Source organism: Clostridioides mangenotii TR (assembly GCF_000498755.1).
Taxonomy (GTDB): Bacteria; Bacillota; Clostridia; order Peptostreptococcales; family Peptostreptococcaceae; genus Metaclostridioides; species Metaclostridioides mangenotii_A.
The window spans coordinates 39,809-62,210 of sequence record NZ_AXUS01000019.1 but is presented as its reverse complement, the minus strand read 5'-3'; the positions used below and the strand labels follow the sequence as shown (position 1 = coordinate 62,210).

Here is a 22,402-nt window from a genome sequence, read left to right as displayed (position 1 = left end):
TTAAAAAACATTCTCATTCATACTAAACTTAGCAAAATATATAAATATAAGATTTAGATATTTATCATATTATTTTAATTAATTTTCTACATTACTTAAAAACGGTTTAAAAAATAAATACAAAATATTTTAATGGGGGTAATGAATATGAGAGAAGTAGTTATTGTTAGTGCTGCAAGAACTGCAGTAGGGAGTTTTGGAGGAGCATTTAAATCAGTTTCAGCAGTAGACTTAGGAATAATAGCAGCTAAAGAAGCTATTAAGAGGGCAAAAATAACTCCGGAAATGATAGATGAATCACTTATAGGTGGAGTACTTACAGCGGGCCTCGGTCAAAATATAGCAAGACAAGTAGCATTAGGATCAGGAATACCTGTTGAAAAACCTGCTATGACAATAAATATAGTCTGTGGATCTGGATTAAGATCAGTTTCAATGGCATCACAACTCATCTCGTTAGGTGATGCTGAAGTAATATTGGTTGGTGGGACAGAAAATATGAGTATGTCACCATACTTATCACCAAATACAAGATATGGTGCGAGAATGGGAGATACCCATTTTGTTGATTCTATGATTAAAGATGGACTATCAGATATATTCAATAATTACCATATGGGTATAACTGCAGAAAATATAGCAGAAAAATGGAATATAACTAGAGACGAGCAAGATCAATTAGCTTTATCAAGTCAAAATAAAGCTGAAAAAGCACAAGCTGAAGGAAAATTTGATGAGGAAATAGTTCCAGTTGTTATAAAAGGACGAAAAGGTGACACTGTAGTTGAAAAAGATGAATATATAAAGACTGGTACAACATTAGAGACATTATCTAAATTAAAACCGGCGTTTAAAAAAGATGGTACAGTTACAGCAGGTAATGCGTCTGGAATAAACGATGGAGCTGCTATGCTTATAGTCATGTCAAAAGAAAAGGCTGAAGAATTAGGAATAGAACCGCTTGCAACTATAGTTTCCTATGGAACTTCCGGAGTTGATCCAGAGATAATGGGTTATGGACCAGTACCAGCTACTATAGAAGCTTTAACAAAAGCAAATATGACTATTGATGATATAGAATTAGTTGAGGCTAATGAAGCATTTGCTGCTCAATCATTAGCTGTATTAAAAGATTTAAAAATTGATACTACAAAAGTTAATGTTAATGGTGGTGCAATAGCTATAGGGCATCCAATAGGATGTTCAGGAGCTAGAATACTTACTACGCTTTTATATGAGATGAAAAGAAGAGATGCCAAAACTGGTTTAGCTACACTTTGTATCGGCGGAGGTATGGGTACTACATTAATAGTAAAAAGATAATTATTCGATTTAAAGATAATATACTTATTACTCCCTAAAGGAGTTCCCATACAAAGACTTATAGATAGATTAGTAGTAGAGTGGTTGAAGATAAGAAATTGATGTATATATATTAGAGGGTAGCTTATTAGCTACCCTTATATGCTACTACATTTATATTCCCACAACATAATCTAATTTTGTGATTTTCATTTATTATCATCTCCTTTAATCAAAATCAATTCAACTCTGGCAAAAATAAATATTTAAATTTTCTTATCATAAACCATTTGTTTATACTGTAAATAATCAAAGCCCAATCGTTTATACAAGGAACTAGCTCCCTCATTAGACTCTGTGACTTCTAATCTAAAGCGGACTACATCTTGATATTCATTAAATAGCCAATCAAAGAATTGTCGACCATATCCCTTACCTCTGCACTGTTCCTTCATAAATAGTTCTTCTAATATAAGTGTTTTACCACCCATTTCACATGAATAACACATAGTCAGATATGCATATCCAACAATATCATCACCTTCACAAAGTGTAACCCCCCATACATAAGGCTCTTTACCTGTTGCATCTTGAAAAGTTGCTTTTAGTGTACTTTCTTCCACTTCATGATCTACCGCATTACTATGGTAAAATTCATCTACCATAGATAAAACTTCATTTTTAACGTCTGATTTCATTTTTCTTATTGATAACATATAATTCTATTCTCCTCTTTAAAACTTATTGTTTTTACAAAAATCCTAATTAATTCAACTGCGTGCCCTTAAGGATTTGTATTTTGAAATATTTTACCTTGATTTTCGTTAGTTCTTGCTTTATGATAAGGTATAACGTAACAAGACGGTCAAGAGGAGATATTAAATTATGAGTGGAAATTATAAAAACCATTTATCAACCGGAGAATTTGCCAAACTTTGTGGAGTAAATAAAAGGACCCTATTCCATTACAATGACATTGGCTTGTTCTTACCTGCTATTACAGATGAAAATGGTTACCGATATTACTCTTACCATCAGTTTGATACATTTTCAATTATTACCATTTTAAAGGAACTTAATGTTCCATTAAAAGACATTAAGATATATCTTAATACAAGAACACCTGAAATGTTACTTTCATTAGCAGAACAAAAGATAGATATGGCTAATAAGGACATAGATAAATTAAATCAAATAAAAAATCTACTGGAAGATACCATTGTTTGTACAAATCTGGGATTAAATGCTGATTGTGACATTATAACCTTAGAGAACCAAGAGGAAGAGTATATGTTTCTAAGTACGATACTAAATGAAAAAAAGAGTACAGATCATACAAAATGGATATCGGATTATACAAAATTCAGGAATACTACTCAGACAACAAGGAAAAGTTATCTTTTCGGTGCAATGCTTAACGAAGACAATATTAAAAATAGAAATTTTAACAATTATTCGTATATATTCGAAAAAGTAAGCAATAAAAATGAATCCTACAATATTTATGTAAAGCCAAAAGGGTTGTATGCTGTGGCTTATCACTCTGGAAGTTATGAAACCACGTATAAAACTTATGATTTGTTACTAAAATTTCTTGAAGAAAATGAACTGCAAATAGGAAATTTTGCCTATGAAGTTTATCTTCTGGATGAGATATCAAATAAAAATGAAAGAGATTATATTACTCAGATTACAGTTGAAATAGAAAAAAATAAGCGATAAAAATAATGGGCATATATAACAAAATTAGAAAACTTACTTTTGTTATATATTTATCACACAATTGTTTTTATCCTATAAAATAAAATGTAATAATTAATTTTTTAAACTTATTAAAATTATGATATATGCTGATAGACAGCATATTAGATAGACATTAAAACTAAATAAAAGAGATATTAGTAGAAATACTAATATCTCTTTTTTAATGAAAGCTTTTTAGTGAAGAAAAACCCAGCATGTTTGATTTAATTATTAATAGCTTTTAATAAAAATTTATTCGACATAATAATTCAAAATAATAATATGTTTTCAGATATACTATAAAATGTATCAAATCATATAAAGTACTAATCAGGAGGTTTTTAGTAATGAGAAAAATATTAATGACATGTTTAGTAGTATTATCTGTTTTCCTAATATCAGGTTGTAGTACTGACAAAGAAGAAATAAATATATTAGCCACTACTGATTTACATGGAGAGATACCTTACAAGCTATTTTCATATGTAAAGAATGAGTTTAAAAAAGATAAGAATTTAACTTTAGTTGATGCTGGTGATTTTTTTGATTCTGGTGATGTTATCCCAGGAGAGATGGGTAAATATTTTGATAAAAGATATGAAAATAAAAATATGAATAAATATGTAGAAGTTCCTATTGCAAAAGAGATGAAAAACGTTGGGTATGATGCAGTAGTACTTGGAAATCATGAGTTTGTATCTAATAATAAGTTTTACTTAGATAATATGATTTCTGACTTTGAAAAACAGGGTTTAAAAGTATTATCAGCAAATACATATAAAAAAGATGGTGAGAGTTATACTGATCCTTATATAATTAAATATATTCCAACATCAAGTGGGATAGTAAAGTTAGGCATTTTAGGGCTTACAATAAAAGAAGTTGGTGAAAGTAAAGATTGGGTGGATGATGGAACACAAGATGGAAAATTTGTAAAATCAAAATCTAGAGAATTAAAAGATCAGCCAGAGTATGAAGGTAAATTATATATGAATGATTTAGTAGAAGATGCAAACAAATGGATAGGTAAAATGAAAGAGGATAAGGCTGATATTATAGTAGCGGTTGTTCATTCAGGTGAAAAACCTAAGAAACCAAAAAATCCAGGTAACAGAATACAAGACTTAGCTAGTGAAGTAGATGGAATTGATGCTATAGTTGCAGGCCATACACATAAGCAAATTACTCAACATAATTATAAAAATAAGTCTGGCGAAAATGTAATAGTAACACAACCTGGAAAACATGGTGAGTGTATATCTAAAATAAATTTTCAATTAGAAAAGAAAAATAATGAATGGAATGTAGTTAAAAAAACTAGTGATATAACTAAATTTGATTTAAGTGATTTGAGGAAAGAAGAGGAAAATAATAATGCATTTTTTATGAAATTAGATGAAGTTGACGATAGTGTTAAAAATGTTAATTTATCAGATATAACACCATTTCAATGGGACGAGGCTTTTGTATTTGCTCCGGAGACGCCTAGGGAAATCATATATAAAGAAGTTGGTTACAAGTGGAGAAGTATAACTGAAACCGAAGGTACAGATATGACACAAATGTTATTTATGAAAGATAATAAGCCAGTATGTTATTTATATGGTAAGATGGATGAAATTGGGCTAGGTGTATATTTTGATAAAACAAAATATAAAGATAATAAAGTTAAAATTGTTCCAAATGAAAATGATAAATTTAGCGTTAAAAAGGAAAAATTTATTGAGCATATTGATTTTGGAGATTATAATGTCGAACTTAATATTACACATTTAGAACATATAAAGTAATTGTCGAATTATATAAGTAAGTGCACTTTAATTGCCTGTTTCACAATAAAACCCTTTAGTTATATAGTAGTACAAAAGACGTAGATTTATATTTATTTATAGGTCTTTCTTATTTTAAAAAATTGAGTTATGAGGTGGATATTTAGTACTATAAATTTGCTATTCTTCAAAGAATAATTCTTCGAAATTTTTATCAAAGGCAATACACAAAATAAGTGCCAACTTTGGTGTTGAATTGAATTTCTTGTATCTATTGAACTAATAGTATTTCTTGACACCCCAACGACAATCTCAGCTTAATACTCCTAAATATACCAAATAGATAGGGAGCCTTAAAGATTTTAATTATAATCATAAAGAATGAAGTTTTAAAAAATAAAGAGTAGAGATTAATCCCTACTCCTTACATACTAAATTATTGTAATAATTGTAATATACTTTGTGGCTGTTGATTGGCCTGTGCTAACATAGATTGAGATGCTTGAGCTAATATGTTTAATTTAGATAATTGAACCATTTCACTAGCTACATCTGTATCTCTTATTCTTGATTCTGCAGCAGTAACGTTCTCTACAGTATTAGATAAGTTTACTTGTGTTGACTCAAGTCTATTTTGTTGTGCACCAATAGTTGATCTAGCAGAGTTCACATCAGCAAGAGCTTTATCAATATTTGACATCATTGTTCTTGCTGCTTTAGTTGCTTCAGTAGTTCCAGCTTTCATAGAAGCTATAGCAGATGAAGTAATTCCTGCTGTATTCATTATTTCTGCTGTATTAACTAAATTAACACTTATTTGATTGTTAGATGATCCACTTGTACCAACCTGTAAGCTTAATTCTGTAGTTGACCCATCTAATAACTGTTTTCCATTAAATTCTGTAGTTTTAGACATTCTAGCTACTTCGTCGCTTAATTGAACCAACTCATTAGCTATTTTTTCTCTTTCTGATGCTGTATTAGTCTCATTTGCTGATTGCACAGCTAGTTGAGACATTCTCTTTAGAATATTTCCTGTTTCTTCTAAAGCACCTTCAGCTGTTTGAACTACAGATATACCATCTTGTACATTTAACCCTGCTTGATTTAATCCTTTAATTTGATTTCTCATCTTTTCAGATATTGCTAATCCTGCTGAATCGTCTGCAGCTCTTTTGATTCTTAAACCAGAAGATAATTTCTCCATTGATCTACTTTGTAAAGCAGTATTCTTATTCATTTGATTATTTGCTATTAAAGCATTTACGTTGTTATTGATTCTCATATTAACTCTCCTTAGTTTCTCTTCGGCATCCATGCCATAAATTTTTTTTAATCCATATTAAAATATTGAAAGTATTTATTTGTTCATTATTATATTCGTCCTAATTTTAAAAAACTTTATACTTTTTCATTAATAAATATAAAAAATATCAGAAAGTAGATCAATTAACAAATGTTTTTGGTTTGGGTTATGTTGGATTCGTCAGTGAGAAATTTACATCTTTATTACTTAAACATATATTATTTATAAAATATGGTAATATATACATATTAAAAAAATAATGGGGGGGGTAGGTAATGAAAATTTTATTTTATAAAATAGCAAGTTTGAAATATTATAGATGTGCGAGCTAAAAAAGGATGCAACGGTATATGGAAAATATCTAGTATAAAAAAGAATGAACCCATTTGAACAGATGGAACATGTAGATTTTGTCAATCTAATTAGAAAAGGTAAATATTATTTTTATTAAGTAGACATAGTATAAGTTGAAGCAATAAAGGAGAGAGAATATGACAAATAAACTTTATGAAGAAATTGAAATATTAATTGAAAAAAATGAGTTAGAAGAAGCAAAAAAATAATATTTAAAAATGAAAAATTTATTAAATATGAAGAATTAAAGAGGTATAAAGCGTTAATATCATTTTTTGAAGGGAAATATCAAGAAGCTTTAAAGGAGGCAAATGAAGGTATTGAAAATTCACATGAAAACTTACAATTAATAAATATTAAGGCAATAATTCTTGAAGCTTTAGGCAAAAATAAAGCAGCTGAATTTTACTACCAAAAGTCGAAGGTATTAAAAAGTGAAGAAAGTAAAAAAGTATTAATTGCAAGTCCTGTAAGGCAAGACTACAAAATATTAAAAGAATTTTTAAAATCTTTAAAAGAATTAAATTATAATAATATTGTGGAAGAATATATATTTATAGACGACAATGTTGATGAACAATCAAGCTACATATTAGACTCATTTATTCCACAAAAAACAAAAGTAATTAAAGTGCAAAGTAATAATACTTATGTTAAAGATGAGAATACTCATTATTGGAATGCAGATTTAATGGATAAAGTTGCGGAATTTAAGAATAGATTGATAACTTATGCTATAGACAGAGAATTTGATTATATATTTTTTATAGATTCTGATTTGATTCTGCATAAAGAGACACTGCAAGAGTTAATTAACAGTAATGTTGATATAGTGTCAAATATATTTTGGACAAAATGGAATTTGAATACAAGGTTAGAACCACAAGTTTGGCTTGAAGATAATTATTCGTTTATAAAAAAAGATAATTGTAGTAATAACTTAGTAGTATCAGCTAAAATGGAGCTGGACTATATAAACCAAATGAAGAGGAAAGGTTTGTATAAAGTTGGGGGATTAGGTGCTTGTACTCTTATATCTCAAAATGCATTATTAAAGGGAGTAAATTTTACAAAGATAGACAATATATCGTTAGTAGGAGAAGACAGACATTTTTGTGTAAGGGCAAATTCTTTAGGTTTAGATTTATATGTAAATACTACATATCCGGCACTGCATTTGTTTAGATTAGGAGAATTAGCAGAAATAGAAAAATTTAACGAAAATGATAAAGTATATAATTTTAAAAAAGTGATATTACTGATTCACAAAGATTACTCAGGGTCTAATACTTATGCTTTATATAAAAAAATTCCTCAACATATAAAAGAAAAATTTGATGTTAAAATAATAAGGCAAACTATAGATTATAATTATGTGAGAATGGTTATGGAAGCTGATATAATAATAACAACAGAAGCCAATGTCGCTATTCCTAAAGAGGTTTATAATGGAAATCAGATTATTATAGATTTATGGCACGGATTTCCTATCAAGAGTATGGGTTATTTAGATAAAAATGAGAAAGATATTGAAAGTATGGAAAAGAGATTTGCAGATATAAACTATATTACATCTTACTCGGAGAATTTTAATATTAATATGAATAGGTGTATAAATGTAGAAGAGTACAAATACGTAATAACAGGTGCACCTAGAAATGATTTATTAGACAAAAAAAATGGAATAAATAACATAAACAAGATACTGGATATTAATACAAGTAATAAAAAAATAATATTCTATATGCCTACATTTAGGATACGAGAAAAAGACTCTATAAATGATGGTATAAATGTATTTATGAAAGATGAACTTTTCAATAAAGAACACTTAATAGAATTTGAGGAATGGCTATTAAAAAATAATATGGTATTTATATTGAAATTACATCCGCATGAAGAAAAATATATTTCTAGTATGGTAAAAGAAAGTAAAAGTATAAAGTTGATATTAAGTGAAAATTTAGAAAATAACAATATAGATTTATATGAAATTTTAGGGTGTTCAGATTATTTAATTACAGATTACTCATCTGTTTATATTGACTTATTATTATTAAATATTCCTTTAATATTTACTAACAATGATATAGAAGAGTACACGAAGAATAGGGGGTTACTATTTGAATACAATGAAGTTACACCAGGCCCTAAAATTAAGAGTATATATGATTTAAAAAATGAGATCATGAAATTTGAGCAGGATAATCAATACTACTTAGAAGAAAGGATAAGTTTAAAAGATAAATTCCATAAATACGTAGATTTTAATTCTTCTGATAGAACATGGGAATTTATAGAGAATTTATTTTAATAATATAGTTATTAGATAATGATGTATCAATGAAATGCATGGATAATATATGGGAAGGCTGATGTAGATGAAAATAGTTATAACATATGGAACTTTCGATTTACTCCATATAGGACATATAAATTTGTTAAAAAGAGCGAAAAGCTTGGGTGATTACCTGGTTGTAGGTTTATCTAGTGATGAGTTTAATATCATAAAAGGCAAAAAATCAATATATAGTTATCAAGAAAGAAAAATTATATTAGAATCTTTAAAGTATGTTGATGAAGTAATAGAAGAAAAAAGTTGGGGCCAAAAAATATATGATATCTTATATTATAAGGTGGATTTGTTTGTAATGGGAAGCGATTGGCAAGATAAATTTAACCATCTTAATGAATATTGTGAAGTGAAATATTTACCTAGAACAGAAGACATATCAACAAGCTGTATAAAAAAATATATTAAAGACGTATAATTAAAGTTGAATTTTTAAGTTTATGAAGTAGTGGCAAGGCTTTAGCAATAATAATGAAATAGATTTAACAGACTCTACTATAGTAAATGTAGGAAATATAAGTCATACATGCGTGAAAATGCATATAGTATTGGCGGTGGTGCAACTAAGGGGTTAAAGAAGTTTACAGACAATGTGACTAAGTTTAGTTTGTAGGTAATAACTTATGACTTTAAAGGACATGTAGTTTATTGGTAGATCGGTAAAAAAGATTAAATATATGTAGATAGTAAACAAGGGTAGCTTAATTTGCTACCCTATTATTTATTTGGCTACTTTCGTTTAATATTTTAAAACAAAGATACAAGTAAGTTAAAATAGCTTTTTATAGATTAAAACTGGCAACTCCTTTTCATACAATGCAAGTTTTTCTACCAAAGTTATGAAATGTGGTGTTTGCGTATGTCGTTGCAATGCCTCTATATCTTCCCAATCCTCAATGAGGGTAAGGTTATTAGAATTGTCTAGTTCTTGAAATAACTCATAAGAGAGGCATCCCTTTTCTTTTAAAGTTTCCTTCACTAGTAACTGATACAGCATTAGAGCATCAGATAAATGCTTTTCTTTTATGACACTTCGTTGAATTACTTTTATCATTTATATTTCTCCTAACGTTTTTTCGGATAACTCAAAATTTAGTATAAAAGATACCCTTATTTTTATTAATCAAGTGAATATAGTACGCTTGATAAAATCAAACCTCCAGCTAAATAAATCCAATTATGGAATATTGAATATCCTATACAACCAAAACAAATAGCTAGAATTGACCATATTACTTTTGAACTTTTGTTGTCTTTATTTTTCAATTAATTCACGCTCCTTTTATTTTATGAAACTCAAATTAATTTCTAAAAATTTTACATGTGATACAAGTATTATAACATTATTATGTATATTGTTTTGCGAAATGAATGCTTAAAATAAACATCACTTGACCATATTATTTTTAGGAGGTTGATAGCATGGATATATTTAATAAAAAGGTATAAATAGAATGTAATAACTTCGTAGAAGCTTAAACAGAACTTAATTTTATATGGAGTATATAGCAAAAAGTAAATAAGTAATAAAATCCTTAATAAATTCTATTATTTGTAATTAATAACGGTTATTTGTAGATAAATCTAGTAAATTTACAAAATAAGCAGGGATTTTTATATTTAACGAGAATATATAGTTAATGGGGTGAGGGTGGTTCCTAACTCATTATGCAAGTAATGGAAAAGTAGGTTCGGCTCCTACAACTTGCTGGCTGTTTTCCTCCTTTGATTATATATAGTGAAAGAAAGGCTTAGATTTTTTCTAGGTCTTTTCTTTTTATGAATTTATTGGCATTATGATTTAATACATGGTAAAACAGAAAATAGTAGAAGATGATTTTCTAAAAAAATTTATATAATTATAAATGAAAAATCAAATATATTTTGTATATTGAAAAACTAGCAGATAAATGCTATTATTTATATAAGTAAATAAATACTTTGTTTTGCTACCGAGCAAAACAACTCAAAGTGCTCATACACATTCCATTAGGTCTTAGAAGGAATGTTGTCTGGGTATTTTTTTATGGGAGGTTTTAAAATGAATAAATACTACGTACTAAAAAACTTTTTTAAATATGTGAGCCTTAATGTTATGGGAATGATAGGATTGTCATGTTATATCCTTGCAGATACTTTTTTTGTCTCAAAAGCTCTTGGCTCAAATGGACTAGCTGCATTGAACTTTTCCATTCCAATTTATTGTATCATCAATGGTGCAGGCTTGATGATTGGTATTGGTGGTGCAACAAGATATAGTATTTTAAAGTCACAAAATGAAGATGAAAAAGCTAATTCAATTTTTTCTAACACTGTGATTATAGGAATGGTTGTAGGAATTATTATGCTTATTGTAGGATTATTTTTATCAACACCAATAGCAAAGCTACTCGGAGCAGATGGTACTACATTAACGTTGGCGAGTACTTACTTATCAACAATACTTAGCTTTTCACCATTTTTTATCCTAAACAATATAATGATTGCATTTATACGAAATGATGGAAATCCAAGATTGTCTATGGCAGGCATGCTTACAGGAAGTTTTTCAAATATTGTTCTTGACTACATCTTCATTTATCCTCTTTCAATGGGAATGTTTGGGGCGGCTTTTGCTACAGGACTTGCACCAATTATAAGTCTTTGTATCTTATCTTCACATTTTATAAAACAAAAAAATAATTTTAAATTTATAAAATGTAGGGTAAATATAAAAAACATAAAAAATATTTTAGGACTTGGTTTGTCGGCATTTATTACTGAAATTTCATCAGGATTTGTTCTTATTTTATTTAATCTTGTAATATTGGATCTAACAGGAATTATAGGCGTGGCGGCATATGGGATAGTTGCAAATGTAGCACTTGTAGTAATTTCAATATTTACAGGAATTGCACAAGGAATACAGCCACTGCTTAGCGAGGGCTATGGAAAAAATGATGGTATATTGATGAAGCAAGTATTAAAATATGCTATTACTTTATCTTTAGGTTTAGCAACTGTTATATATATATTGACTTTCCTTTTATCGGATAATATCATTGCTGCTTTTAACAGCGAAAACAATGAGGAGCTAATTCATATTGCTACAAATGGATTAAAATTATACTTTACCGGATTTTTCTTTGCTGGATTTAATATTATTATAGCAGCCTTTTTAAGTGCAACTGCAAAAATGAAGAGCGCCTTTGTTGTTTCTATAATGCGTGGGTGCATAGCTATTATACCTATATTATTCATCCTTACAGCCTTCTTGGGAATGAATGGTGTATGGCTATCATTTACATTTGCTGAGATTATAACAACTATAATTGCAATAATGTCTTTATCTAAATTAAAAACAAAAGAACAAAAAAATGTCGAAATAATGAATTATTAAATAGGAAAATAAACTATGACAAGTGGTTAGCATATTATATATCTAAAATACTTAATTGATCAATAGAAGATATATTCCTCTTTGAGGAAAGTGAAAGAAGGGCTTATAGAAGTAAAGGGATAATCTACAAAGAAAGTATTGATAAAAATATCAATACTTTCTTTAGTTGTAAGAAATTTTTTATGAATAAATATTATATTGAAGAAAAAGAACAGTTATATAGGTTAAAAAGGTTAATCATATATTACAGCCAACTCATCACTGCCTTTAAATATCAAGAAAAATACTATTTTTTTAGTTATAAATTTGAAAATAAAACGATAAGGGAGTAGTTAATCCTGATAGATAATCAAAAAGGTACCCAAGTAATTATATACTTATGATGCAGTTATAAGGACTCAGTTCATAGATATATTTAGTAGATAAAAAATAGATAGAATTGTATGATGCTAGCTTAATTGTTAGCATTTTATTATAATTTATTTAATTGTCTAAAATGGCTATTATTTTGTCCTGTTATAAGTCTTAATATATCGAATAATATAAAATTGTATATTATTTTGTAATTAAAAAAGTAATTTAAAATATTATGCACGATATTCACTATCCTTTTATAAAATATTCGAATGAAAAGTCGAAAAAGATCGATTGCCTGCTCTTGAGATAAGTTGTAAATTAATATAACTATATGATAGAATTTAGACAGACGACCTTTTACAAATAATTTTATCTATAACTAGGGGAGGGGGTAACTATGTTAGAATCAAGTACTTATTGGTCTATATTAATGGTTTTAACTACATTCATGGAATGGGCTGTGTTAAATTTTATCTTTAATAATATTAGTACTGTCAGAAGAAGTAAAAAATCGTATATTTATGTTTAATAGCGATTGTTTCAATAATGGTTTTTATGACACTTAATAATTATATGGTGAACTTTAAAATCACTATCTGTATTATTTTATCTTTCTTACTATTTAAATTTAATTATGACACAAGTATATTCCAAGGTATATTAATAAGTACAATGTTTTGGACTATACTGACAGTCAATGATTTAGTTGTTTGCAGTATCTTAGTTATATTGCATTCATTAGATAATATAAATTTGCTATTAGCTAATAATGTATATAGATTGGAATTAGTAATCATAACTAAGTCAATCTTATTATTAGCAATACCTATAATAAAAAGTATAAAATGTACCTTTAAAATCAATAAAAAAGAGTATTTATTATTAGCTATTCCGATTTTAGCCAATGTAATGAGTCTAGTAGCAATGGTATTCTTTATATTTGATAAATCAATAATTGTCACAACTAATATAGGAATGGTGATATTGGTTGTATCTTTGTTTCTGTTATTTTCAAATGTTTCATTTATTTTCATAGTATTAAAGATTGTAAAAGCAAATGAATTAAGATATGAAAATAAATTGATCAAGGATAAAATGTATAATCAATATAAGCACTATCTAAGCTTAGAAAAAGCACAGTTTGGTTTAGAAACATTATTTGAGACACAAAACAATGTTTTAGACCTAATTCTAACGGAAAAAAATCTATTTGCGATGAAAATGATATAGAGTTATGTGTAAATATAGATTTCTCTCAATGCTATTTCCTTGAGGTAATAGACATATGTAATTTATTTTCTAATATGTTAGATCGTGCAATTGATACTGAACAAAAAAGTAAAAAAAATCTAAAAAAAATTACTATATCTGGAAAAATTGTTAATAATTTTTATGTAATAAAATGTACAAATTCAGCAGAATACCTAAAAATAGTTAAAAATATTGTTAAAGATGAACAGGAGACTTTTTCTCATGAGATAGGTGTTAATAGTATAAATAAAACAATAGAAAAATACAATGGTGTTGTTCAAATATCAGATGATAATTTAATATTGACCATTCTAATTCCATTGTCTCAAAAAGTATCACAGCCAAACAAAAGTACATAAATAATTAGAAGTAACGAAAGATCTGGAGGGAGTATATGGTTAAGTCTAGCGCTAATAAAATAACAACATATTTAATAAGTAAAGAAACAATTGACTCTGAGGACTATGAACTTTATCAGTATGCCTTTGAGACAATAGTTGCTTTTATAATTCAGATGTCAGTGATTTTAGCTATAGGATATATGTTCGGTAGATTTATAGAAACAGTAATATTTTTAGCATTTTATTGTCCTATTCGACAATTCTCTGGTGGATTTCATGCTGAAAATTATCGTAGATGTTTATTGGTTTTTATGATACTATATATAACTAATATATATATTGTTGATAAGCTAATATCTTTACATACTAATATTCCTATGATTGTAATAACATTAATAAGCTATATAGGAATAAGCTTCCTAGCTCCACAGGAACATCGACATAATCCATTAAGTGAAAAAGAAAGAAAGAGTTATAAAAGAATAGTTATGTATATATGTAGTTTTCTTTTATTGTTAATAATTTTGGGCATTAATCTTACAATCACATATGAGTATTCAATGTATGCATCATCTGTTATTGTATGTATTTTTATAATGTTAGTATTAGGTATTATAAAGAGAGGAGTGACAAACTTATGAAAAAAAATTTAAGTTCTGTAGTTTTAGAAAAGGTAGGTGCTATAGCGATAAATACGCTGAAATTATCAGCTAATTCAACATCATCAACAATTTCCCACCAACCTAAAATGCCTAAAAACATGAGTCAATTCAAGAAGAAAAGTGAATAGAAAAGAAAGATAAGTAAAAGTTTAAGAGACCCTATATAGTGGACACATAAAAAAGTGTGTCTATCTATGAAAGGGTCTTTTTTGTACCTTATTATTAAGGAATTATTGAAAGATAAATTAAAATATATTTTAAAAACTAAATAAATATACAAACTTAAGCCAAGCACTAATCCATAAGAATCGAATTTAACCTATCGAAATTCAAAATCTTAATCACAGAAGAACCAGAAATATCAATAATCGAATCATCGCATAGCGAATCGAGCTCTCGATACAGCGACGACCTAGACACATTTAAATTGTTCGACCAAACCTTTTTTGAATAAGGCAATTTTATAATATCGTTATCGCTAGATGCATTAAAATCTCGTATAAGAGAATGGGCGATCTTCTGTTTTACAGAAGTAAATGAAAGAGATTCCACCTTCGTGTTTAAGTAATAAGCTTTGTTGGATATCAAGTACAGAAATTTATCCAGAACTTCATTATCCAGAGTCAAAATCTTAAAAAAATCTTCTCTAGAAAATAAGATAACTTCGCATTTGGTTTTTGCGACAACTCTACAAGGATATTCATTTGCATCTGAAAAAACTGCGACCTCTCCAAACATTTCACCACATGATTTATGAAATAAAACTACGAGCTTACCACAAGGCAAAATTTTTTCTACACTTAGTTCGCCATATAAAACAATCCCAATAGAGTTTGTATAAGAGAATACATCAAAAACAGTTTCGTTTTTATTAAGTTTTACTATTTTATAATTTGTTGAATTTACCAGAATTTCCAGTTCATTATTCAATTTATTTCTAAATAATACAGATTTTTTTAAATGATCGATTAAATTTTTCATAAAACCTCCATAGATGTCCTATATGGAACAGACTTAATAAACAGATTATACTATAATAGGTATCAATAGTAAATGATAATTATTATCGAAAAGGTGGGGTCAATGAAAAAATTAGGCATAGATATAGGATATTCTACATTTAAATATGTGTATTTGAATGATTCTGATGAGGTAATTGATAAAGGATACAAATTTCATAAAGGTAAGGTAGAAAATTTTTATAAAGAATTACTAGATAAAATCGGTTTGGATGACGATGACCTTATACTGGGGATTACAGGAAGTCTTGCATCGACAATTGATATAGGTAAAAACTATTATATAAATAACAGCATCGCACTGGTTGAAGGATCTGTTTATAAAAATAAATCGGTTAAATCTATTATAGAGCTAGGTGCACAGGAGACGAAATTTATAACTAATGTCGATAGCAGTAATAATTCTAATATTAAGTTCTTTATGAATAGTAGTTGTGCAGCTGGAACGGGTTCTTTCTTAGAGGAACAAGCATCCAGATTGTTTGTAGATATACAAAATATATCATCATATATAGATAAGGCTACTAAAATACCTAGAATAGCTGGAAGATGCAGTGTATTTTCAAAAACAGATATGATCCATCACCAACAGGACGGAACTAAGATAGAGGATATATTGTTAGGCCTATGTTATGCGCTTGTTAGAAATTATAAAGCAAATGTAGTTCAAAAAATATTATAACTCCTCCAGTAATTTTAACAGGCGGAGTTATAAACAATAGTGGAGTATTGAGAGCTTTAAAAGAAGTATTAAGTCTTAAAGATGAAGATCTAATAATTGATGATTTTGAGTATATATCGTGTTTTGGTGCATGCAAAATAGCCACAAAAAAGAATTTTATTGTTAAGTCAAATGATTTATTAAATGAAAATGAGAAAACGATTATAACTATACCTAAATCTATTTACAATAAATTAAACGAATTTGGATATGGTGATAGTGTAAGTAAGCATGAATGCACATGTGTTAATTCTAAAGAAGGTTATTTGGGAATTGATATAGGATCGACTAGTACTAATCTCGTTGTAGTAAATAATGAGAATAAGGTAATTGACTATATGTACGAAAAAACTATGGGGAAACCTAAAGAAGTAGTAGAAAATTCTATAGAAGTTCTAAAAGAGAGATTGGGAAAAGATTTTAAAATCAAAGGAATAGGTACAACAGGTTCAGCTAGAGTGTATATAGCAAAACTGGTAGACGCCGATGTAGTAGTTAATGAAATTACAGCTCAATCAAAAGGTGCTGTAGTAACAAATGACAAGGTTGATACAATATTTGAGATAGGTGGTCAAGACTCGAAGTATATAAGCATAGATAATGGTGTTGTAAAAGATTTCGAAATGAATAAAATCTGTGCAGCGGGAACAGGAGCTTTTATAGAAGAGCAGATTAAAAAACTTGGAATAGAGTTATCTGATTTTGGAAATATCGCATTAGAGGGAGACAATCCAAGTAATTTAGGCGATAGGTGCACAGTATTTATCGAAGGAAATATCGGCAAGGCAATATCTGAGGGTGAAGGTATTGAAAATATAACAGCAGGACTTGCTTATTCTATCGTAAAGAACTATTTAAATAGAGTTGTTGGAAATAAAAAAATAGGTGAGACAATATTCTTACAGGGCGGAATAGCTTATAATCAAGCTGTTGTAAATGCCTTTAGAAGTATACTCGATAAAGAAATAATCGTACCGGATTTCTTCAGTGTAACGGGTGCTCTGGGAGTAGCAGTTCTAACAAAAGAAGAGAGCAAAAGAAAAAAAGTGGAATCTAAGGACGACGTTGCTAACGATTATTTAGAAAAAGAAGGTAAAAGGCAGTTTTTAAATGGATACAATCAAAGTTTAGATGTCGATAAAAAAACTGTCGGGATACCGAGGGTATTATTTATAAATAAGATGTTCCCATTATTTAATACTATATTTAGCAATCTGGGATACAATGTTATTCTTTCGGATGTAAGCAATGAAGAGATAATAAGATTGAGTCAAGAACATTCATTTGAAGAAACTTGTTTACCTGTAAAGTTAATCAATGGACATATAGCATCGCTATTAGAAAAGAATGTAGACTATATTTTTTTACCTCATTTACATACTATGAAACATGCGGGATCTACTGTTAGAGAGGATTATTCTTGCGTTTATATGCAGACTTCTCCAAAAATAATAGATAATGTATTTAATTTGAAAGAAAGAAATGTGGAACTTATATGTCCTACAATATCTTTTAACTTCGGTAAAGAGTACATGATAAAGACGCTGTTATCAATAGGTGAACAATTAGGTAAAAATAAATTTGAAACTACAAAAGCTGTAATGCTCGGCATGAAGAAGTTTATAGATTATGAAAAACACCTAGAAAACTTAGGAGCGAAAGTATTGACAGATATTGATGAAGATGAAAAGGTATTTGTAATTTTAAGTAGAGTGTACAACATAGTTGATCCGGTTTTAAATATGGGGATTGAGGACAAATTAAAAGAGCTTGGATACAAAGTACTTTATTTATCTCACCTTGAAGCTGGGGAAGTTCGTATGAAAGAAGAATACGAAAATATGTACTGGCCTTTTGGGCAACATACTTTGACGGGTGTTGAAATAGTAAAAGCCCATAAAAATTTGTATCCTATATACATTACTAATCACGGATGTGGGCCAGATACTGTTCTTAGTCACTACTTCAAGAAGGAGATAGGAGATAAGCCGTATCTTCATATAGAGGTTGATGAACATTCATCTAAGGTTGGTGTTATAACTAGGGTAGAGGCTTTTATTCATTCTTTAGACAATCATGTATATAAAAATAAAGATAGTGTAAAGATGGCTCCCGAGAATAAGAATTTTAAGAAAGAGAATAACGGAAACAACAAGATTAATGAGAACAAGATTAACAAAAATAAAGCTAACGAAGATAAGGTAGACAATGAGGTATTGATACCGGAGATGTATCCGTATAGCAATATATTTAAAGCTTTCCTAGAAAGACAGGGAAAAAGCGTAACAATATTAGATGAAGTCGACGATAAATCGATTGAATACGGTAAAAAGTTTTCAATGAGTAAAGAGTATTTTTCTCTGATTGCTTTAATAGCAGAAGTTATTAATAAAGTTAAAGACAGCGATAAAGAATACACGCTGTATTTACCAACAAATGAAGGCAGTGAAACATTTGGCCAATATGGAAAACTTATAAGTGATAAAGCTATGGAGCTAGACAAAAAACTCGACTTAGAAGCACCTTTTATAGAGGACTTGTTAGGAGATAAAAGATTTGGTCTAGAGTTCTTTAAAGCAATAATTATTGGAGATTTACTGACTCTATGCGATGACAATGAAAGTCGTTTGTATTTGCAGAAATTAATAGTTTGTATAAAAAATAGAGATCTAACTAATTTAAACTTTGAAAATATAGCAAAGCAAATTAAGGAAGATATTAACGTAGATAATAATAAGAAAAAGCTGTTAATTATAGGTGAACCATTAGTTGTCTATAAAGACTATTTAACAAATAATAAGATAAAAGAGCTAAAGAAATCTAATACAGTATTAAGACAACCATTGTCAGAGGTTTTATATGGATTATGGAAAGACTTTAGCACAAAGAGAAATAAAAAGAATAAGGAATATATAAGCCTTTTAGAAGACGGTAAAGTATTGATTGATAGCGTCAATTTGATACTGGGCAATGAGTCTCCATTTAATGAAGATGTAGATTCAATATCGAATGTTTTAAAGGACAAGTTACCTATATATCAGGGTGGCGCTGGTAGATATAGATTAGGAAAGCTGCTTACAACAAATGGAGTCGATGGAATAATTCTAGTCAGCTCTATGTATGAAAATACAGCCACAATCTTAAAGATAATCAGAGATAAATATAAAAAAGATATAAAAGTACCTATATTAGATTTGTATTTCGATAGCAATATGAATAAAAATAATGACGAATTAATAGAAACTTTTATAACTTATTTATAAAAATAAAGATTGTAAATATAATCATTATAAATTAGTTGATAAAAATCTTAAATCATTAATTATGAAAAATAAATTTTAAATCATAAATAAATTCAATTAAATCCAGGAGGTTGAAAAATGAAAAGAAAATTATTGGGGATGTGCTTAGGTTTAGTTTGCTTGTTTGCGGTAGGTTGTAGCAGTAATCCAAAAGAAGCGGAAGATGCAAAAGCAGAGAATACTACAGCTGAAAAAGTAACTATAAATTTGGGAGTACCAAAGGCAGCACCGACAATGCCTGTATTACAAATGATAGAGACTAATGCTATGGGAGACAATGTAGAATTAAATATAGATTACTGGGATTCTCCAGAGCAACTAATTGCAATGACTCAAGACAAAAAACACGATATTTTTGCATTACCTCTTACAGTAGGGGCTAAACTTAACAACAAAGGTGTAGATATAAAGCTTACAAATGTAAATACTTGGGGAGTGACTTATTTTATAACTACAGATGAAAGCATTAAAGAATGGTCGGATTTAAAAGGTGAAACAATATATGTACCTCAAAAATCATCTCCAGCGGATATACTGACTCAGTATTTCTTAGAGTCAAATGGTATGAAGATAGGTGAAGATGTTGAATTAAAATACAGTACTCCAAGTGAGATAACACAGCTTATAAAAGTTGGCAAAGTCGAGCATGCAGTAAGTTTAGAGCCACAAGTAACTAACGCATTATCTGGAAATGATAACTTGAAATTGCATTTAGCTACGATGCAGAGTGGAAGAAACTTATGGGAGAAAAGAAAAGTGTACCTAATGCTGGAATGGGAGCTACAACTACATTTATAGAGGAAAATAAGGATGTAATGAAGAAGTTTGAAGTAGAATATGAAAAAGCATTAAACTATATAGTTGAAAATCCAGAAGTTGCTGGAGAATTAGGTGAAAAACATTTTGGTCTAAAGAAAGATATAGTTATAAAATCTATGCCAAGATTAGGCCTTAAGTATAAAGATGGACAGGCTTCAATGGGCGACTTAAAAGAATTTTATAAATTATTGCTAGACTTTGATCCAACGACAATTGGAGGTAGTATACCAGGTGAAGACTTCTATTATGGGGCAAAATAAGTATAGATTATTATCAATAATAATTATTTTAGCAGTATGGCAAGGCATGTCTGTTATATATTCGCCGATTATTGTACCTAGTATAAATGAAGTGCTAAAGGCGTTGATAGATATACTTACAACAAAAGATCTTTTAGTAAATATTTTCATAACAACTAAGAGACTGATTATAGCCTTAACTATATCGGTTTCTCTTGGAAGTATTTTAGGGATAATTATAGGATACAGTAAGAAGATTGAGCTACTAATAAATCCTGTTATAAGTTTTATGCAATCAGTACCACCGATTTCATGGCTAGTTTTAGCGATTATCTGGTTTGGATTAGACGGCAAGGCCAGTATATTTATAGCGGTAATATCTACATTGCCATTAGTAGTAATAAATTTAGTAGAAAGTATAAAAAATATAGATCATCAGTTAGTAGAGATGGGGGAAATATACTGTTTCTCGAAAAGTAAAATGTTGAGAAAAATAATAATTCCTTCGATAATTCCCTATTTCCAAGGAGCTTTGCAGGTAGTAATAGGACTTGGATGGAAGATAATAGTTATGGGTGAAGTGCTAAGTTCTAACAATGGGATAGGTGGGGAACTAACAATCTCAAGAATAAATATAGAAACAGGATATGTATTTGCTTGGACAATAATAATAGTAGTGTTATTTTATACAACTAATAAAGTAGTTTCTTACTTGTTTAATACGAAGGTAAAAGGTGAAAGATATGCTTTTAAAGATAGAAAATTTAACTAAGAGTTTTGAAAATCTAAAAGTTATAGAAGACTTAAACTTAGAGGTCGATAAAAATGAAATAGTGGCTATTATAGGTCCATCGGGATGTGGAAAATCGACGATTTTGAATATCATCTCTGGAATAATAAATAAATATGAAGGCGAAATACATTCTTCAAAGCCGACTATAGGATATGTGTTTCAAGAGGACAGATTACTACCTTGGATGAATGTGCTTGAAAATGTAGAAGTAGTCAATGACAATTCCAAGCGTAAACGAGCTCTAAAGATAATAGAGGAGGTAGGGTTAAAGAACTTTGAGAAATCATATCCGGATACATTGAGTGGCGGAATGAAGCAAAGATGTGCAATAGCTAGGGGATTTAACTATGACTGCGATTTGCTTCTGATGGATGAGCCTTTTAAATCTTTAGATTATAACTTAAGAATAGAAATGCTAAAGGTCTTAATTAACTTGTGGAATAAAAGCGATAAATCGATTTTGTTTATAACGCATGAAATTGATGAAGCATTAACTGTAGCTAATCGAATCCTAGTACTAGGCAAAAGGCCGACAAAAGTTATAAAAGAAGTAATACTCGATAAAGAAAGCATTGGCAGTAGAGATATAAACTCCGATGAATTTATAGGACATAGAAAGGAAATAATAAACTTATTGGGCTAATTAGATTTATTAGTAAAATAAACCTATTGGATTAAGTAAAATTATTGGT

The 22,402-nt window shown here is 28.8% G+C and carries 21 protein-coding genes and 1 pseudogene; 16 read left to right on the top strand and 6 right to left on the bottom strand.

Features of this window, described 5'->3' with window-relative positions:
- Nucleotides 1-147: 147 nt before the first annotated feature.
- Nucleotides 148-1,323 carry an acetyl-CoA C-acetyltransferase gene (locus tag T473_RS0110810; protein WP_024621922.1) on the top strand — a complete coding sequence of 392 codons (1,176 nt, stop codon included), beginning with the start codon at nucleotides 148-150 and terminating at the stop codon, nucleotides 1,321-1,323.
- A gap of 245 nt (nucleotides 1,324-1,568) precedes the next feature.
- Here T473_RS0110810 and T473_RS0110805 read toward each other — a convergent pair whose 3' ends face one another.
- Nucleotides 1,569-2,018, bottom strand: coding sequence for a GNAT family N-acetyltransferase (locus tag T473_RS0110805; RefSeq protein WP_024621921.1), 450 nt, complete (start codon nucleotides 2,016-2,018; stop codon nucleotides 1,569-1,571).
- Between the two features lie 169 nt (nucleotides 2,019-2,187).
- Between T473_RS0110805 and T473_RS0110800 the strand changes: the two genes are divergently transcribed.
- On the top strand, nucleotides 2,188-3,024 hold the full coding sequence (locus tag T473_RS0110800; RefSeq protein WP_024621920.1) for a MerR family transcriptional regulator: 837 nt from the start codon (nucleotides 2,188-2,190) through the stop codon (nucleotides 3,022-3,024).
- A 368-nt stretch (nucleotides 3,025-3,392) separates the two neighbouring features.
- A complete protein-coding gene (locus T473_RS16670; protein ID WP_024621919.1) occupies nucleotides 3,393-4,835 on the top strand; it encodes a metallophosphoesterase in 1,443 nt (480 codons plus the stop codon).
- A gap of 159 nt (nucleotides 4,836-4,994) precedes the next feature.
- Here T473_RS16670 and T473_RS19190 read toward each other — a convergent pair.
- Together T473_RS19190 and T473_RS0110790 are read right to left on the bottom strand one after the other, a co-directional pair.
- Nucleotides 4,995-5,122 (bottom strand): annotated as a pseudogene (locus T473_RS19190) (helix-turn-helix transcriptional regulator); the annotation flags it as partial.
- Nucleotides 5,123-5,250: 128 nt separating this feature from the next.
- Entirely contained in the window at nucleotides 5,251-6,099 is an 849-nt protein-coding gene (locus T473_RS0110790; protein WP_024621918.1) for a flagellin N-terminal helical domain-containing protein, read from the bottom strand.
- A 913-nt stretch (nucleotides 6,100-7,012) separates the two neighbouring features.
- Here T473_RS0110790 and T473_RS18870 point away from each other — a divergent pair.
- Both T473_RS18870 and tagD read left to right on the top strand, forming a co-directional pair.
- A complete protein-coding gene (locus T473_RS18870; RefSeq protein WP_024621917.1) occupies nucleotides 7,013-8,788 on the top strand; it encodes a CDP-glycerol glycerophosphotransferase family protein in 1,776 nt (591 codons plus the stop codon).
- A gap of 67 nt (nucleotides 8,789-8,855) precedes the next feature.
- Nucleotides 8,856-9,245, top strand: a complete 390-nt coding sequence (gene tagD, locus T473_RS0110775) for a glycerol-3-phosphate cytidylyltransferase (RefSeq protein ID WP_024621916.1) — start codon at nucleotides 8,856-8,858, stop codon at nucleotides 9,243-9,245.
- A gap of 351 nt (nucleotides 9,246-9,596) precedes the next feature.
- Here tagD and T473_RS0110770 read toward each other — a convergent pair whose 3' ends face one another.
- Together T473_RS0110770 and T473_RS18505 are read right to left on the bottom strand one after the other, a co-directional pair.
- A complete protein-coding gene (locus T473_RS0110770; protein ID WP_024621915.1) occupies nucleotides 9,597-9,881 on the bottom strand; it encodes a putative quinol monooxygenase in 285 nt (94 codons plus the stop codon).
- A gap of 65 nt (nucleotides 9,882-9,946) precedes the next feature.
- Nucleotides 9,947-10,093 carry a hypothetical protein gene (locus tag T473_RS18505; protein WP_161627552.1) on the bottom strand — a complete coding sequence of 49 codons (147 nt, stop codon included), beginning with the start codon at nucleotides 10,091-10,093 and terminating at the stop codon, nucleotides 9,947-9,949.
- A 775-nt stretch (nucleotides 10,094-10,868) separates the two neighbouring features.
- On the opposite strand from T473_RS18505, the gene T473_RS0110765 reads away from it, so the two are divergent.
- From T473_RS0110765 to T473_RS18090, 5 genes are all read left to right on the top strand, one after another.
- A complete protein-coding gene (locus tag T473_RS0110765; RefSeq protein WP_024621914.1) occupies nucleotides 10,869-12,206 on the top strand; it encodes an MATE family efflux transporter in 1,338 nt (445 codons plus the stop codon).
- Nucleotides 12,207-13,118: 912 nt separating this feature from the next.
- Nucleotides 13,119-13,793 (top strand): hypothetical protein, encoded by a 675-nt coding sequence (locus T473_RS17285; RefSeq protein WP_024621913.1) that lies wholly within the window; start codon nucleotides 13,119-13,121, stop codon nucleotides 13,791-13,793.
- Nucleotides 13,772-14,173, top strand: coding sequence for a GHKL domain-containing protein (locus T473_RS16665; RefSeq protein ID WP_330369483.1), 402 nt, complete (start codon nucleotides 13,772-13,774; stop codon nucleotides 14,171-14,173). The genes T473_RS17285 and T473_RS16665 overlap by 22 nt, the downstream gene beginning before the upstream one ends.
- Before the next feature lie 35 nt (nucleotides 14,174-14,208).
- Nucleotides 14,209-14,796: an accessory gene regulator ArgB-like protein gene (locus T473_RS0110745; RefSeq protein WP_024621911.1), complete on the top strand. Its 588-nt coding sequence runs from the start codon at nucleotides 14,209-14,211 to the stop codon at nucleotides 14,794-14,796.
- Entirely contained in the window at nucleotides 14,793-14,945 is a 153-nt protein-coding gene (locus T473_RS18090; RefSeq protein ID WP_161627551.1) for a cyclic lactone autoinducer peptide, read from the top strand. Before T473_RS0110745 ends, T473_RS18090 begins: the two co-directional genes overlap by 4 nt.
- A 166-nt stretch (nucleotides 14,946-15,111) precedes the next feature.
- Here the strand turns inward: T473_RS18090 and T473_RS0110735 are convergent, their stop codons facing one another.
- Nucleotides 15,112-15,798 carry a Crp/Fnr family transcriptional regulator gene (locus tag T473_RS0110735; protein WP_024621910.1) on the bottom strand — a complete coding sequence of 229 codons (687 nt, stop codon included), beginning with the start codon at nucleotides 15,796-15,798 and terminating at the stop codon, nucleotides 15,112-15,114.
- A gap of 102 nt (nucleotides 15,799-15,900) precedes the next feature.
- Between T473_RS0110735 and T473_RS19185 the strand changes: the two genes are divergently transcribed.
- The 6 genes from T473_RS19185 (at nucleotide 15,901) to T473_RS0110715 (ending at nucleotide 22,353) form a co-directional block, all read left to right on the top strand.
- Entirely contained in the window at nucleotides 15,901-16,518 is a 618-nt protein-coding gene (locus T473_RS19185; protein ID WP_242825917.1) for a BadF/BadG/BcrA/BcrD ATPase family protein, read from the top strand.
- Between the two features lie 47 nt (nucleotides 16,519-16,565).
- On the top strand, nucleotides 16,566-19,820 hold the full coding sequence (locus T473_RS16660; protein WP_242825916.1) for an acyl-CoA dehydratase activase-related protein: 3,255 nt from the start codon (nucleotides 16,566-16,568) through the stop codon (nucleotides 19,818-19,820).
- A 117-nt stretch (nucleotides 19,821-19,937) separates the two neighbouring features.
- Nucleotides 19,938-20,657, top strand: coding sequence for an ABC transporter substrate-binding protein (locus T473_RS16655; RefSeq protein WP_051365907.1), 720 nt, complete (start codon nucleotides 19,938-19,940; stop codon nucleotides 20,655-20,657).
- Nucleotides 20,600-20,938: a substrate-binding domain-containing protein gene (locus tag T473_RS18085; RefSeq protein ID WP_152522295.1), complete on the top strand. Its 339-nt coding sequence runs from the start codon at nucleotides 20,600-20,602 to the stop codon at nucleotides 20,936-20,938. The genes T473_RS16655 and T473_RS18085 overlap by 58 nt, the downstream gene beginning before the upstream one ends.
- A complete protein-coding gene (locus tag T473_RS0110720) occupies nucleotides 20,910-21,689 on the top strand; it encodes an ABC transporter permease (protein ID WP_024621909.1) in 780 nt (259 codons plus the stop codon). The genes T473_RS18085 and T473_RS0110720 overlap by 29 nt, the downstream gene beginning before the upstream one ends.
- A complete protein-coding gene (locus T473_RS0110715; protein ID WP_024621908.1) occupies nucleotides 21,661-22,353 on the top strand; it encodes an ABC transporter ATP-binding protein in 693 nt (230 codons plus the stop codon). The genes T473_RS0110720 and T473_RS0110715 overlap by 29 nt, the downstream gene beginning before the upstream one ends.
- Nucleotides 22,354-22,402 lie beyond the last annotated feature (49 nt).